This window comes from Halothiobacillus diazotrophicus (assembly GCF_001663815.1).
GTDB lineage: Bacteria > Pseudomonadota > Gammaproteobacteria > Halothiobacillales > Halothiobacillaceae > Halothiobacillus > Halothiobacillus diazotrophicus.
Window position 1 is genome coordinate 1,089,971 of the sequence record NZ_CP016027.1, and the last position, 15,048, is coordinate 1,105,018.

The window sequence follows — 15,048 nt, forward strand, 5'->3', positions numbered from 1 at the left end:
AGTGCCCCGGTCAGGAAAATCCGACCGGAGGCGCTGCGCACACCCGACTACCTGCTTAGTAACCCTTGGGGAACGGATTCGGCATGATGTACGGCGAGGTGTAGACGATGTCGGCCTGACCGTCGGCACGCCACTCACCGATCCGCAGACGGGTCTTCAGGTGGTGGTTGGGCTCGAGGTAGACCATGCCTTCCGGTGCGTCGAAGGTGATCTTGCCGCTCTCTTCAGCCTTCACGACCTTGTCGGTATCGAAGCTGCCCGCCATCTCGACCGCCTTCTTCCAGAGCCACGGACCCTCGTAGGCCGCCTGGGTCACGTCGCCGATCGGCGCATTGGCGCCCCACATCTTCTTGAAGTCGGCGACGAAGGTTTTGTTCTCCGGCGTATCCAGGGACTGGAAGTACTTCATTGCGGAGTAGAAACCGAGCAGGTTCTCGCCGCCGATGCCCTGGGCTTCATCCTCGGTAACGGACAGGGTCAGAAGGGTCTGCTTCTTGCCGGTAATACCCGCAGCCTTGAGCTGCTTGAACCAGGCAACGTTGGAACCGCCAACCACAGCGGCATAGATCACATCCGGCTTCTTCAGGCGGATCTTGTTGATGGTGGAACCGAACTGGGTGCTGCCCAGCGCAGCGTATTCCTCACCGACGATCTTCCCGTGCAGGACGGTTTCGATGTACTTGCGGGCGAGCTTCATGACCGTACGCGGCCAGATGTAGTCGGAACCGATCAGGTAGAAGGTCTTGGCATGCTTGTTCTTGGCCACCCAGTCCAGACCGGCGAACACCTGCTGGGTCGCTTCCTGGCCGGTGTAGATCACGTTCTTGGATTGTTCCAGGCCCTCATAGAAGGTCGGGTAGTACAGCAGACCGTTATCCCGCTCGAGAACCGGCAATACCGCCTTGCGGGAAGCGGAGGTCCAGCAACCGAAGATCGCGGCGACATGGTTGTCCTCCAGCAGCTTCTTGGCCTTCTCGGCAAAGGTCGGCCAGTCGCTCGCACCATCTTCCTGAATGATCTTGATCTTGCGACCCAGCACACCGCCCTGGGCATTGATCTGCTCGATCGCCAGCTTCTCGGCCTGCTGGGCACCCGTTTCACTGATGGCCATGGTGCCGGTCAGCGAATGCAGGATGCCGACCGTGACCGTGTCGTCCGTGACGGCCATACCGGTGGTATTCACTTCGGCGGTGGGCGGCCCGGCATAGACCGAGGACACCAGCAATACCGAAGACAGTGTCAGGCCATAAGCGGCCACGCGCACACTGCGCCAAATTCCCGATTGATTTTTCTTAATCATATTGATAGCTCCTGATTTAACACCGGCTAGGCGTTTTTCTACGAATAAGACACAAAGGGAAAAAATCCCTTCGCCAAACAACAAAGCAGAAACCGTGCCACTGAAAATACGCACACCAACGGAGAGAAAATCAAAGACGAATACCGATAGGGATTAATACCCAAAGAAAAGTCATCGAATCGGGAACAACGGGATATCTCAATCACTTACGGACGCCCAACACCCGATCAGTCAGGCCTGAATCGCGGGCATGCAGGCATGATCCGTGGCAACCCTCAACATAAATAATTCTTTATATACAACATGTTACCCGTTTTAAATCAACATCTTGCGTATACAGAAACAAGCTCAACCGGTGGCGTGACGCGATTGGCGCAGATTGTCGCGTTACATTTCGTGACATTTTCAGAATGTCACGTGCCATTGACAGATCAACTTGGGAAATTCGGCGCAAATTAAGCAGCAAAGCGCTTAAAAACGATTGGCACGGTACCTGCTACTTAGATCTTCGACAGCGAATTCTATTGACCAAGAATACGCAAAAAAAGCGGTCGCAAATCGTTTACTCATAATCAATGGATAAACGAAACGCCACTAAATAGAAAATCGACCACCAACCAATGCGACGGAGATTGATCCCATGGCGGAAAAACTGATCAAGATTGATTTTTCACAACCCCCGGAAGCCCATGACTGCATCCACAATCGTTGGCATCCCGATATCCCGATGTATGCCTGGGTCAAGCCCGGCGACGATTTCATTCTTGAGTGCATGGACTGGACCGGTGGTCAGATCAACAACAACGACTCGGCCGATGACGTCCGGGATGTGGATCTGACCAAGGTCCACTACCTCAGCGGCCCGATCGGCGTCGAAGGCGTCGAACCGGGCGACCTGCTGGTCGTGGACATTCTCGACGTCGGAACCCTCGAGCAGTTCCAGTGGGGCTTCAACGGACTGTTTGCCAAGGAGAACGGGGGCGGTTTCCTGACCGAGCACTACCCGGACGCGCGGAAATCGATCTGGGATTTCAATGGCATCTACACCTCTTCACGGCATATTCCGGGCGTGAATTTCGCGGGCATCATGCACCCGGGCCTGATCGGTTGCCTGCCGTCGAAGGAATTGCTGGCCGAGTGGAACAAGCGCGAAGCCGCCCTGATCGCCACGGATCCCGAGCGGGTTCCGCCGCTTGCCGCCCCCCCCTGCGCCGAGACCGCCCATTTGGGCCAACTCAAGGGCGATGCCGCCAAGGTCGCGGCGCTGGAAGGTGCCCGGACCGTTCCGCCGCGCGAACATGGCGGCAACTGCGACATCAAGGATCTGACCAAGGGTTCCCGGGTCTTTTTCCCGGTCTACGTCAAGGGCGGTGGTCTATCCATGGGCGACCTGCACTTCTCGCAAGGTGATGGTGAGATCTCCTTCTGCGGCGCCATCGAAATGGCCGGCTGGATCCATATCCGCGTAGACGTGATCAAGGACGGCGTTGCCAAGTACGCCATCAAGAACCCGATCTTCAAACCGAGTCCGCTGCAACCGAACTATCAGAACCATCTGATTTTCGAGGGTATTTCCGTCGACGAATCCGGAAAGCAGCATTATCTGGACGCGCACGTCTCCTACCGCCAGGCCTGCCTCAACGCCATCGAGTACATGAAGAAATTCGGTTACACCGGCGCCCAGGCCTATTCGATTCTCGGCACCGCGCCAGTTCAGGGCCACATCAGCGGCATCGTCGACATCCCCAACGTCTGCGCCACCTTGTTCCTGCCGACGGACATCTTCGATTTCAACATCGATCCCTGCGCCGAAGGACCGACGAAGTCCGTCAAGGACAACAAGGACATCCCGGTTTCTTACTGGGCGGACAAATAGCGGTCGGCAGCGTCTGGCGGCGCCCTTCTCAGCGCCGGCAGACCAGTGACCCATCGAATACCGAACGGAGGCATCCATGCCCATCTACGAATACCAGTGCAAAAACTGCGAACGCCAGTTCGAGCAAATGCGCGCCATGGCGGAATACCGCGATCCCTGCGAATGCCCGTGGTGCGGCCATGAAGCCGGTCGAATCCTGCTGACGGCCCCGAGACTGAACGACATGAAGGCCAGCGTCCGCAAGGCGCACCAGATCAACGAACGCAGCGCACATGAACCCCGATCAACGGCCCGGCATCAATGCGGCCCGGGCTGCAACCACAACCACAAAGCCAGCGCCGCCAAGGCCGCGACAACAGAGCAAGGAGGTCCACACCTGAAGATGCAACCCGGCAAGCGCCCCTGGATGATCGGGCATTGAGGCAGCCCCGCGACACCCAACGCCAACCGCCGACTGTTTCCCAAAAATTTTGCAACCCTGAAACCTAAACGCCCCATGAGGAGCATTTGAACTATGAAAAAGAAAATCCTTTCCCTGCTTGTTGCGTCGGCCGTTGCGGCGCCCCTGATGAGCACCCTGGCACAGGCGGACTCGTTTACCGGCAACATCGGCGTCGCGTCGAAGTACATTCTGCGCGGCATCACCAACTCGCCGGAAAACGAGAATGCCGCGCTGCAAGGCGGTTTCGATTACGGATTCGACAGCGGCTTTTCCCTCGGTTACTGGGGTTCCTCGCTCGGTTACTCGGATCCGGGCAAGTCGAAGGGCTTCGAAAACGACTTCTATGGTGGGTACAACAACAGTATCGGCGATTTCAATTACGGCATCGGCGTCGTTCACTATGCCTACATCAACATTTCCCACTCGGACGGAACCGAGGTTTATGGATCATTGGGTTACGGCCCGCTGACCTTCGGCGCCAAGACGCTCGTGAAGGATGTGGCCTGGGGCAACAAGGGCGATACGTACTGGACGCTCGACTTCAACCACGCCCTGCCGAAGGGCTTCACCTTCGACACCATGCTGGGCTACTACACCTACAAGAATAGTGGCAAGTACATCGCCTCTACCCCCAAATCCAGTGCCTTCCGCTACGCCGATATCGGCCTGTCCCATCCGATCGGCAACACCGGTGCGGTCATGGGTGCGCACTACATCATCGGCGGCCAGGACCGCAATGGCGTCCATCAGAAAAATGCCGTGTGGTTCAACATCAGCTACAGCTTCGATGTGAAATAACACCAAACCATTCCTCTTGGCCTTTGGCAGATTGCAACAAGACGGTTTGTCCTTCTCACATCGATACCACAAGAAAGCCGCCCTGCGCGGCTTTCTTTCTGTCTGTCTGTCGATCGCCCGCCACAATCCGTCATCTTTTCAATCAGAGCGGCAAGCGCGTTCGATCAATTCACGCACACCCAGGCAGTGGCGTCACGCCCCTCCCCCCGATCTTTCCCGTACACTGGACACTCATAATGGATGCGCTGAATAGGGCGATGGCGTAGCACGGGTGAACAGGGAGTTTGCATGACTGCATTGATTGTCGTTTTCATCATTCTGCTGGTACTGACGCTGCTCGTTCGTCACGGCTGGAAAACCGGACAGCGCCGGTTCATCGAGAACTATGCCTTTCCGCCATCGCTGCGTGGCAAGGTCAAGCATCGATACCCCCACCTCTCCGAACACCAGCTGGATCTCGTTTTCGACGGCCTGCGCGATTATTTCCTGCTCTGCCAGAGGGCTCCGAAACAGATGGTGGCCATGCCCTCCCAGGTCGTGGACGTCGCCTGGCACGAGTTCATCCTGTTCACGCGGGCCTACAAGAATTTCTGTCAGCGCGCCCTGGGGCGATTCCTGCATCACACCCCTGCCGAGGCGATGAAATCCCCGACCGTGGCACAGGAAGGCATCAAGCGCGCCTGGCGCCTCGCCTGTGCGAAGGAAGGCATGAAACCCACGGCAGCCGCGTATCTGCCGCTGCTGTTCGCCATCGACGATCTGCTGCAGATCGAGGATGGCTTCCGCTATCGCCTCGATTGCATGGATCCGACATCCCCCCTGTACGGAACCGGCTATTGCGCCGGCCACATCGGTTGTACTTCGGGTTGCGCGGGCGGTGGGGATTCCGGCATGGGCGGGAGTGACGGGGGCAGTGGGTGTGGCGGTGGTGGCTGTGGTGGCGGGGGCGATTGAGCGTTCCGAACTCGCGTTTCCGTCATGACGACGGCCATAACCCGCAGAAAAATCAGGGTCATGCCGACACTCCGGACCCTTCGCGCTTTGTGGCTACATCTGCCAAAATCTACGAAAGGCATACCACCATGAGGCCAATGATGGCAGAAACGTCAAACAGAGAGTTATTGCGCACATATTCCGGAATCGCGGCATTCCTACTGGGCGCGATTGCGATACTGGGCTGGTTGACCGGTTATGCTCCGCTGATCCATATCCAGCCAGGCTGGAAACCCATGGTACCCGCCACGGCGCTGAGCTTCATGCTCAGTGGTTTGCTGATCGGGATACGGCGATCGTCCACGACCTACGACAACCGGAGTCGCTGGCTCGAAAATCTATTGGCCAGCGTCGTATTCCTACTGATTGGCATCCGCGGTCTCGCCCTGCTTGGCGGAATGGAAACGGACGCAACCCAAACGCCCCTCTGGACCTGGCTGTACGAGAATCAGGGGCAGATGTCCGCCCCGACTGTCTGGGGCTTCCTGATTTTCCTCGCCGGTTACCTCCTGGCCCGCCGGGCCAGATCAAAACACGCAGTACTGGCGGCGCAAATTTTGTCAGGGTTACTGATCGGCGGAGGTCTGGTTTTCGTCTTTGCCTACACCATCAATCTCCAACAGCTCTTCGAATCCGAATTCTTCACGTTTGGTCTGGTCTGGCTGAGCATGCCCACGGCCATCGGACTCTTGCTGCTGGGTCTGGGGGTTTGGGATATTGCCCGTCAACGCACGCAGCCGAAGGTGTCGATCACGAACGTCGAGGCACAGGCCGGCCAGATCTATCGCGCCACGGTCGTGGTGATCACCCTCACGGCCCTGGCAACCGGTACGCTCGGAATCGTCTTTCTCGAGGAAACGGCGCTTAACCAGTCCAAGACGGACATGGCCCAGACGCTCCAGACAAAACAATCACATCTGTCCAGCCTTATCCAGAATCATGTGGAACGCGCCCTGCTGGCCAGCACCGACCCGACCCTGATGACCTCGGTGCAGAGCCTCCTCCAGAACATCCGTCACCGGATTCCGGTCACGGTACAGTCTCAGATCACGGATCGCCTGATCTTGCACGGGTTCACCGGCGTGGCCTTGCAGGCCGGCGATCAGACCAAGATCATCGTCGGCAAACTGTTGCCGGAATCGGTTCGGGCATTTCCGCTCAAAAGCACACCGGACGGTTACCTGCTCTGGGACCGGAATTATTATTTACGGATGCGGATTCCCGTCGCCGACGAGAACCGCAGCACGCGGGTCGGTTATCTCATCATCGAGCAAGTCATGCCGCGCGTCGGCAAGCTGATCGACGATGCCAATCACTGGGGAGATACCGGCACGCTGCCGATGTGCGGCCGCCTGAACGCACACCAACTGATTTGCTACCCCCAGCGGGAACAATCGGATATCTACATCGTTCCGGACCATATCAACGGCACCCCGATTCCCATGAACTACGCGCTGGCCGGCAAACACGAAGTGGCCATTCGTACGGACTATCGCGGCCGCCACGTCCTTGCCGCCTACGGCCCCGTCGACCACTCCGGGCTGGGTCTCGTGCTCAAGATGGATCTCTCTGAGGTCTATGACCCGGTCAAACGAGAGTTGCTGTTGCTCCTGCCGCTCATCGTGATTCTCGCCCTGATCGGCCTGGGCCTCATCCAATTGCGGGCCCGCCCGCTGTTGGCAGACCTGGCCCGGAGCCATGCCGCCGAAAGCGAGGCCCGGTCACGCTTTGAAGCGGCCATGGACAGCAGCCCGGACATCTTCATCATCTACGACGCCATTCGGGATGAATCGGGTGAAGTGACCGACTTCCGCGCCTCGTTTACCAACAAGAATGCGGCAACCAACACCCGCCTCTCGGAACGGAACCTGACCGGACACTCCTGTATCGAACTTTTTCCGGAGCAGAAGGGGCTCCTCGAAAGCTACCGGACCGTTCTGAGAACGGGCAAGCCGCTCATCAACGAGTGCACCTGGACCGATGACCAGGGCCAGGCCCATTGGTATCAGCGGCAGGTCGTCGCCATGCCTTCGGGCGTCGCGGCCACCTTCCGAAACATCACCGAGGAAAAGCGCCTGTTCGAGGAGCTGGATTATGCCAACCGTCTGCGCACAGCCATCGTCGAAAGTGCCGCCTACTCCATCATCTCCACGGACGTGCACGGCACGATTCTTTCCTTCAACAAAGCCGCCGAACGGATGCTCTGGTATCGTGCCGAGGAAATGATCGGCAAATGCACGCCCGGCGTGTTTCATGATCCGGAAGAAGTCAAGGAACGGGCGGAGAGTCTCAGCCAGGAATTGGGTCATCCGATCGAGCCCGGCTTCGAAGTCTTCGTCGCCAAGCCGAAGATCCAGGCCGTCGAGGAGCGAGAGTGGACCTACGTCCGCAAGGATGGCTCCCGATTCCCGGTACAGCTATCGGTCACGGCCCTGCGCGGGCCCAAACACGAAATCCACGGTTTTCTCGGCATCGCCTACGACATCTCCGAACAGAAGCGCGCGGACGAATACATCCGCCACATCGCCCTGCACGATGCCCTGACCGGTCTGCCGAACCGCGTCCTGCTGGAGGATCGCGTGGCGATGGCCATCGAGCAGCAGCGCCGAAAAAACACGCCACTGGCCCTCGCGATGATGGACATCGATCGCTTCAAGCATATCAACGACTCCATGGGCCATCATATCGGCGACAAGGTACTCAAGGAATTCGTATCCCGGGTCCAGTCGTGCCTGCGGCAAACCGACACCCTCGCACGAATGGGCGGGGACGAGTTCGTCCTACTGTTGAACGATACAGACGAAACCGGCGCTGAACAGGTTGCCGATCGCATCAAAAAAGCGCTGATCGCGCCCGTCGACGTTGGGCTGCAGGAGATCCACATCACCTCGAGCATTGGCATCAGTCGATGCCCAAACGATGCCAGGGACATCAACGAACTGCTGCGTTGCGCCGACGTCGCGATGTACTGGGTAAAAGCCCATGGCCGTAACGGGCACAAGCTCTTCTCACGGGATATGGACCTCGGCGCCAGCGAACGCCTCAATCTGGAACGAGATCTGCATCGGGCCCTGGACCAAGGCGAGTTCGAGCTTTTCTACCAGCCTAAGGTGGCATTCGAGACGCAGACCATCATCGGCGTGGAAGCGCTGCTCCGTCTGCGCAAAACCGACAATCAGTTCATTTCACCCGCCAACTTCATTCCTCTGGCCGAAGAAACCGGCCTGATCGTACCCATCGGACAATGGGCCCTGGAAGCCGCCTGTCGTGATGCGGCCCTGCTGCATCGCAAGTTGGGCGTTCCGCTGACGATGGCCGTCAACATATCGCCCAGGCAATTCGTCAACGACAATCTCATCCTGCAGATCCAGGAAGCGCTCAAACACGCCGGGCTTTCCGCCAGACACCTGGAACTGGAAATCACCGAAGGCGTGCTGATGAACGATCGCAACGGGGTGGAGCACACCCTGAATGCGCTCCGTAACCTCGGCGTACGGATTTCCATCGACGATTTCGGCACGGGCTATTCCAGCCTGAGCTATCTGAAACGCTTTCCGATCAGCCAGATCAAGATCGATCAATCCTTCGTTCACGACATCACCAGCGACCCCGAAGACGCGGCATTGGTCGAGGCCATCGTCGCGATGGGGCACAGTCTGAGGATTCCGGTCATCGCCGAGGGCATCGAGACGTCGGAACAATTGGATCATCTCGCCCGTCTCGAGTGCGACGAGGGCCAGGGGTACTTCATCGCCCGACCGATGCCGCTCGACGCACTCTTGGCCTGGGTCAACAAGGAGAATACCTGGCGCCTGTCAAATGCGAGTCCTATTGGCTGAAAGCAAGCGTCCGAAAATTGTATGCCCCAAAAACAACGAGTCTTCGCTTGAACCCATAGATCACGCTCTAGCGAACTCTGCCCCCGGCTTCAGGGATATGCCATGCAGTTCGACTTGCTTCTAACCAATGTAATGTGCCCGGAGGCGACGACCAGACGCCCGTCACGCAATTCCTTCATAAATCACGCGATTACGCCCGGCGGCCTTTGCGGCATAGAGACGCTTGTCGGCCATCGTAATCAATTCTTCCGATGAGACAGTCCGACTTCCCGAAATGGCTGAAACGCCAATACTGGCTGTTACAGTCAAGGCATGATCCCCCACATCAACCGGGCTATGACTGATCGCGAAACGAATCCGCTCTGCAACCTCCCGCGCATCCTGGAGGCTGGCTCCGGGCAAAACGACAACAAACTCCTCTCCACCGTAGCGCAGCAAAATATCCCCCTCTCGCAACATCTCCCGCGTTACATTGGTCATTCGCACCAAAACCTTGTCCCCGCTGAGATGTCCAAACGTATCGTTGATTCGTTTAAAATGATCCAGATCGAGCATCATCAATGCCAGAGGCGTTTTATTCCGAGCGGCGCGCGACAATTCCTCATCGAGGCGCTTCATTCCGAATCGACGGTTGTATACATTGGTCAAGGGATCCAAAGCGGCAACCCGCTGCAGATCGTCATGCATCAATGCATTGTTTAAGGCGAGCCCCAAACCCTGCATCAACATGGGTAACAACCGGGGAACCCGATCTGGAAATGTGGTCGATGAAGCCAGGACCACCCATCCCAAGACCAAACCATGATGCATTATGGGCGCCAAAATCACATCCGCGGGTACAAAATGGGTCAGAACCGCGTCAACGGTGACGCCTGGCGGCAAAACGATACGGCGCACAATAGCCTCTCCCTGACGCACCTGGAATAATTCGCTATCCGCTACGCGATCCGGTTGGGCCAAACCATGGGAAACAAGCAATTTCCATTCGCCCTGTCGATCCATCACAATTGCCCCGCCTTGGGCCGTGGCGATTTCTTGAAGAAGCGTCAACGCTTGATCACCCAGTTCGTTCAATTCCAAGCTACTCGACAAGGTCTGAGTAAAATGCCTAATCTGACTCTCAATCTGGTGTGCATCGTGCAATGCATAAAGCAAAGCATTGTAACTACCGGCTACGGCCCCCAACTCACCCTCATCCTGTTCTGTCAAAAGGCAAACCGCTGGGTCGCATCCAGACCAATCGCCCGTAAACGCAGCCTGGTCCATGACCTCGCTTACCTCCTTCATGCCTTCAGACAGCCGCCTCAACCTGGGGCGAACAATCTTGCTGGCCAAAAAATAGTTCAGGATGCCCACGGCAAATCCGGCCACCAACGTTGCCATCATGAATAGCGTTGAGAACGCCGTCGCCTCCGCTACGCCGAACAACATCACAAACAATGGAAACACGGCCCCCATGATCACACCCATCGTGACCATGCCCCAGGCCAACGCTCTAAAAACATTCTTGGTTTTCAGCATCCTCGCCTCCCCAGCGCAATCTCAATCCTTACGGCCATCTCATCTTTCAACGTATGGGCATGCCCAAACAAACACAGTTTCGCTCCGGAAAAGCACCAAAACCGTTCGCCAAAGACCGGTTATTCCGACCCAACGCCATCGATAGCAAAGCGAACATAATGAGCCGATGCCACCCACGAGTCTAGAAAACCATGGCGCATCTAAATTTTGTAGGTTATGTGATGAGCGGCCGACCGAACCTGGTTTCCTTAGCAACGCTGATAATGACAATAACGCAGGAGAATCGACAAAAACCAGAATCTATGCGTAGGTTCCAACCCATGTTTGTGGCAAAATCTTTACAGAAATTATTCCATGGCGCCTCAAAACAGGAGTTGATTTGTGGCAAAAATTCTCGTTGTAACTTCAGGCAAGGGTGGCGTGGGTAAAACCACCACCAGCGCGGCCATTTCCAGCGGTCTGGCAATGGCAGGTAAAAAGACCGTCGTCATCGATTTCGACGTCGGCTTGCGGAATCTGGATCTGATCATGGGTGTGGAGCGCCGCGTCGTCTATGACCTGATCAATGTCATCCAGAAGGAAGCGGGCCTGAATCAGGCCATGATCAAGCACAAGGAAATCGACAACCTGTACATCCTTCCTGCCTCCCAGACGAAGGACAAGGATGCACTGACCGACGAGGGCGTCAAGCAGGTATTCGACGACCTCAAGGCCGACGGATTCGACTACATCATCTGCGACTCGCCCGCCGGCATCGAGCGGGGTGCGCAACTGGCCATGTACTACGCCGACGAGGCCATCGTGGTCTCCAACCCGGAGGTTTCCTCCGTGCGGGACTCCGACCGCATGCTCGGCATCCTCGCCAGCAAATCGCAGCGGGCGAAAAGCGGCGAATCGCCCATCCGCGAGCACCTGCTGATCACCCGCTACGCACCGAATCGCGTCGAAGCCGGGGAAATGCTGTCGATCGAGGACATGCTGGAAATTCTGGCCGTGCCGCTGCTGGGCGTCATTCCCGAGTCACCGGCCGTCCTGCAGGCATCCAACGCGGGCCGTCCCGTCATCCTGGACCAGACCGCCGATGCCGGTCAGGCCTATCAGGATGCCGTGGCGCGTCTCCTGGGCGAGGAGCGTCCGATGCGCTTCATCGAAGCGGAGAAACGCTCCTTCCTCAGCCGCCTGTTTGGCAAGGGGTGATCATGGGATTGCTTGACCTTTTTCGCGCCCGTCCGAAACCCACCGCCCATCTGGCCAAGGAACGACTGCAGATCCTCATTGCGCACGAACGCAGCCAGGGGCAGGCACGCGATCCGGATTATCTGCCCCGCCTCAAGAACGACCTGCTAGACGTCATCCGCAAGTATGTCTCCGTCGAGGAAGACGCCGTCCAGGTTCAGATCGGTCACAACGAGGGCATGGACATTCTCGAACTGAACATTGTCCTGCCGGAGACCAAGACCGACGACCAACCCTGACTACTCGCCGTTCATTATTTTATTTGATACCAAATAAAATGCATAGACGACATCAATAGGCCAATGAAAATGTTTAGCGCGCGCAACGGCAATTGACGCGCTAATGTTAGTGTCATCCTTGTTTCCTCATGCGAGAAGACACCATGACACATCCCATTCTATCCGTCTGGTCACAGCTGACGGATCTATTCACGGCCCCGCTCTGGCCGGCCTGGGTAGCCGGCGGCGCCATCGGCCTGCTGGCCTTCGCCCAACGCTGGATCACCGACCAGCCCTTGGGCTGCTCCGCCGCCTTCGGCAATGCCTGTGCCCGCATGGGCAGTCAATTGCCGCTCTTCCAGGGCCCCGCCCACGGACCCGCAACCGACTGGAAACTCTGGTTCCTGGTCGGCATATTTCTGGGCGGCCTGATCGCCGCACTCAGCAGCGGCCATTGGGCGGAACCCACGAACTTCGGCAATCTCTATCAGTCGCTGATGCCCGAATCGACAGCCGGACGCGTCCTGTGGTGGCTATTCGGCGGCGTATTGATCGGACTGGGCGCCCGCCTGGCCGGCGGCTGCACCTCGGGCCACACCATCAACGGCGTCGCCATGGGCACACCGGCCAGCATCGTGGCATCGGCCCTGTTCTTCGCCGCCGCGGTCGGCACGGCACAACTGACCCATCTCCTTCTGAAAACCGGCATGATCGGAGGTTGAGCATGAACAACGAAAGTCTGTTATTCCGTAACATCCTGTTTCTGTTGATCGGCCTCGTCTTCGGGTTCCTCCTGAGTCGAGCCGGCGCCACCGAACCCGCGCTGATTTCCGCACTCCTGCTGTTCCAGAACTTCCACCTCCTCTGGGTCATCGTCGCCGCGGTGGGCGTCGGGGCCGTACTGAACCTCCTGGCCAAGTATGGTCAGTGGCGCAGCCTGGCCAGCGGAAAACCCATCAGTTTCCCGCACAAGCAATTCATCCGAACCCTGATTCCCGGCGCATTGCTCTTCGGGGCCGGTTGGGGGTTGACCGGCGTCTGCCCGGGCACCGCACCGGCCATGCTCGGCGAGGGCAAGTGGTTTGCCGGCATCATTCTGATCGGCATTACGCTCGGCACCTGGCTGGTCGGCTGGATGGATCATCGCGCACAACAAAAGCGTGCCCATGCAGGAAACCACGCCTCGGCAACCCGCTAAGCCGCCGATCGCCCGATATGCCCAGAACGACCGAGTACTGATCAAGCCAGCCATGTCCAAGACGGAATCGACCCCGCTGGGGGAACAGCGTGTGGACAGCTGGCTGTGGGTAGCCCGATTCTTCAAGAGTCGCTCGCTTGCCGTGACCGCCATCGCCCAGGGCAAGATCCGGATCAACGACCAGGAATGCCGCAAGCCGGCCAAGGTCGTCCGGCCCGGCGATCGCCTGCAGGTCGAACGGGGCGGCGAGCACTGGACCATCGAGATTCTGGACCTGGCACGGCAGCGCGGCCCGGCCAGCGTGGCGCAGACGCTCTATGCGGAGACCCCGGACAGCGCGGACGCCCGACGCATCGCCGCCGAAGCGCGCCAGCAGGAACGCGCCCTCAATCCGACCCGCCACAAGCCCGATCCCCATACCCGCGCCCTGGTGCGGGCCCTACGGGGCAAGCCCGGCTGACCGCAGTTAATTTCGGCCATCTGTCGACATCATGTCGCCAAATGTCGCGATTCTGTCGACAGAAAACCCAGGCAAAACACACAAGCCCGCATGGACATTCCGCGGCGGTCACGGCACAATGCCTGCACCCAAATTTTCATTTGTGCATGACACCCGCGACAAGGAATAGCGACGCATGGCAACCATTTTGCTGTTGAACGGCCCAAACCTGAACCGTCTGGGAACGCGTGAACCCGAACGCTATGGCCGTACGACGCTGGATGACATCCTGTCCCGCCTTACCCAGCACTGTCAGAGCGTCTCGGCCACGCTGGAGCACCTGCAGACCAATGCAGAACACGAGATGATCGAACGCATCCATGCCGCCGCCGACGCCGGTGTCGCAGGGATCGTGATCAACCCCGCCGCCTGGACGCACACCAGCATCGCCCTGCGGGACGCCATGCTCGCCAGCGCGATCCCGTTCGTGGAAGTGCACATCAGCAACATTCACGCCCGCGAACCGTTCCGCCAGCATTCCTATTTCTCGGACATCGCCATCGGTTCGATCGTCGGCGTTGGCGCGCTCGGCTACGAGCTGGGCCTGTTCGCCCTGTTTCAACACCTCGGCATCCAACGGTTGCCCACCCTACCACACGCCTGAGCACACGGTCCGGAATCGACGAGACCCCTGTACGCCCAGGCCGACACCCAACGGAGCAGTCCATCCATGGATATTCGCAAGATCAAGAAACTGATCGAACTACTTGAGGAATCCGGTATTGCCGAAATCGAGATTCGCGAAGGCGAGGAATCGGTCCGCATTGCCCGCGGCTCATCGGTCGCCCAGGGCGTTGTCCAGCCCGTGATGAACTATGCGCAGCCTGCGGCCGCCCCCAGTGCGCCCAGTGCACCGAGCGAATCACCGGCGCCCGCCGCCAATGGCAAGACCATCCCCTCCCCCATGGTCGGCACCTTCTATCGGGCCCCTTCGCCAACCGCCAAGCCCTTCGTGGACGTCGGCAGCGTCGTCAAGACCGGCGATACCCTCTGCGTGATCGAGGCCATGAAGATGTTCAACCAGATCGAAGCGGAAACCAGCGGCACCATCACGGCGATCCTGGTTGAGAACGGCCAGCCGGTCGAATTCGATCAACCGCTGTTCATCATCGAATAACGACGGGGCCT

The 15,048-nt window shown here is 58.3% G+C and carries 14 protein-coding genes; 12 read left to right on the forward strand and 2 right to left on the reverse strand.

What is annotated here, in order from left to right; all coding sequences use genetic code 11:
- Window positions 1–55: 55 nt before the first annotated feature.
- On the reverse strand, window positions 56–1,300 hold the full coding sequence (gene urtA, locus A9404_RS04870) for an urea ABC transporter substrate-binding protein (protein ID WP_066099156.1): 1,245 nt from the start codon (window positions 1,298–1,300) through the stop codon (window positions 56–58).
- A 640-nt stretch (window positions 1,301–1,940) separates the two neighbouring features.
- On the opposite strand from urtA, the gene fmdA reads away from it, so the two are divergent.
- The 5 genes from fmdA to A9404_RS04895 all read left to right on the forward strand — a co-directional run bounded on the left by fmdA (window position 1,941) and on the right by A9404_RS04895 (window position 9,248).
- A complete protein-coding gene (gene fmdA, locus A9404_RS04875; protein ID WP_066099157.1) occupies window positions 1,941–3,176 on the forward strand; it encodes a formamidase in 1,236 nt (411 codons plus the stop codon).
- Window positions 3,177–3,252: 76 nt separating this feature from the next.
- Window positions 3,253–3,597 carry an FmdB family zinc ribbon protein gene (locus A9404_RS04880; RefSeq protein ID WP_066099158.1) on the forward strand — a complete coding sequence of 115 codons (345 nt, stop codon included), beginning with the start codon at window positions 3,253–3,255 and terminating at the stop codon, window positions 3,595–3,597.
- A 93-nt stretch (window positions 3,598–3,690) separates the two neighbouring features.
- Window positions 3,691–4,416 (forward strand): TorF family putative porin, encoded by a 726-nt coding sequence (locus A9404_RS04885; RefSeq protein WP_066099159.1) that lies wholly within the window; start codon window positions 3,691–3,693, stop codon window positions 4,414–4,416.
- A gap of 288 nt (window positions 4,417–4,704) precedes the next feature.
- A complete protein-coding gene (locus A9404_RS04890) occupies window positions 4,705–5,370 on the forward strand; it encodes a glycine-rich domain-containing protein (protein WP_066099160.1) in 666 nt (221 codons plus the stop codon).
- A 167-nt stretch (window positions 5,371–5,537) separates the two neighbouring features.
- Window positions 5,538–9,248 (forward strand): sensor domain-containing protein, encoded by a 3,711-nt coding sequence (locus tag A9404_RS04895; RefSeq protein ID WP_066099161.1) that lies wholly within the window; start codon window positions 5,538–5,540, stop codon window positions 9,246–9,248.
- A gap of 162 nt (window positions 9,249–9,410) precedes the next feature.
- Here the strand turns inward: A9404_RS04895 and A9404_RS04900 are convergent, their stop codons facing one another.
- Window positions 9,411–10,769: a sensor domain-containing diguanylate cyclase gene (locus tag A9404_RS04900; RefSeq protein ID WP_066099162.1), complete on the reverse strand. Its 1,359-nt coding sequence runs from the start codon at window positions 10,767–10,769 to the stop codon at window positions 9,411–9,413.
- Between the two features lie 381 nt (window positions 10,770–11,150).
- On the opposite strand from A9404_RS04900, the gene minD reads away from it, so the two are divergent.
- The 7 genes from minD to accB all read left to right on the forward strand — a co-directional run bounded on the left by minD (window position 11,151) and on the right by accB (window position 15,037).
- Entirely contained in the window at window positions 11,151–11,966 is an 816-nt protein-coding gene (minD, locus tag A9404_RS04905; RefSeq protein WP_066099163.1) for a septum site-determining protein MinD, read from the forward strand.
- A 2-nt stretch (window positions 11,967–11,968) separates the two neighbouring features.
- On the forward strand, window positions 11,969–12,244 hold the full coding sequence (minE, locus tag A9404_RS04910; protein ID WP_066099164.1) for a cell division topological specificity factor MinE: 276 nt from the start codon (window positions 11,969–11,971) through the stop codon (window positions 12,242–12,244).
- Window positions 12,245–12,387: 143 nt separating this feature from the next.
- On the forward strand, window positions 12,388–12,945 hold the full coding sequence (locus A9404_RS04915; RefSeq protein WP_066099165.1) for a YeeE/YedE family protein: 558 nt from the start codon (window positions 12,388–12,390) through the stop codon (window positions 12,943–12,945).
- Between the two features lie 2 nt (window positions 12,946–12,947).
- Window positions 12,948–13,421 carry a DUF6691 family protein gene (locus tag A9404_RS04920; protein ID WP_066099166.1) on the forward strand — a complete coding sequence of 158 codons (474 nt, stop codon included), beginning with the start codon at window positions 12,948–12,950 and terminating at the stop codon, window positions 13,419–13,421.
- Window positions 13,390–13,881, forward strand: coding sequence for an RNA-binding S4 domain-containing protein (locus A9404_RS04925; protein ID WP_082922746.1), 492 nt, complete (start codon window positions 13,390–13,392; stop codon window positions 13,879–13,881). Before A9404_RS04920 ends, A9404_RS04925 begins: the two co-directional genes overlap by 32 nt.
- Before the next feature lie 175 nt (window positions 13,882–14,056).
- Window positions 14,057–14,524 carry a type II 3-dehydroquinate dehydratase gene (aroQ, locus tag A9404_RS04930; protein ID WP_066099167.1) on the forward strand — a complete coding sequence of 156 codons (468 nt, stop codon included), beginning with the start codon at window positions 14,057–14,059 and terminating at the stop codon, window positions 14,522–14,524.
- 66 nt (window positions 14,525–14,590) lie between these two features.
- Window positions 14,591–15,037 (forward strand): acetyl-CoA carboxylase biotin carboxyl carrier protein, encoded by a 447-nt coding sequence (accB, locus tag A9404_RS04935; protein ID WP_066099168.1) that lies wholly within the window; start codon window positions 14,591–14,593, stop codon window positions 15,035–15,037.
- The last annotated feature ends 11 nt before the right edge of the window (window positions 15,038–15,048 follow it).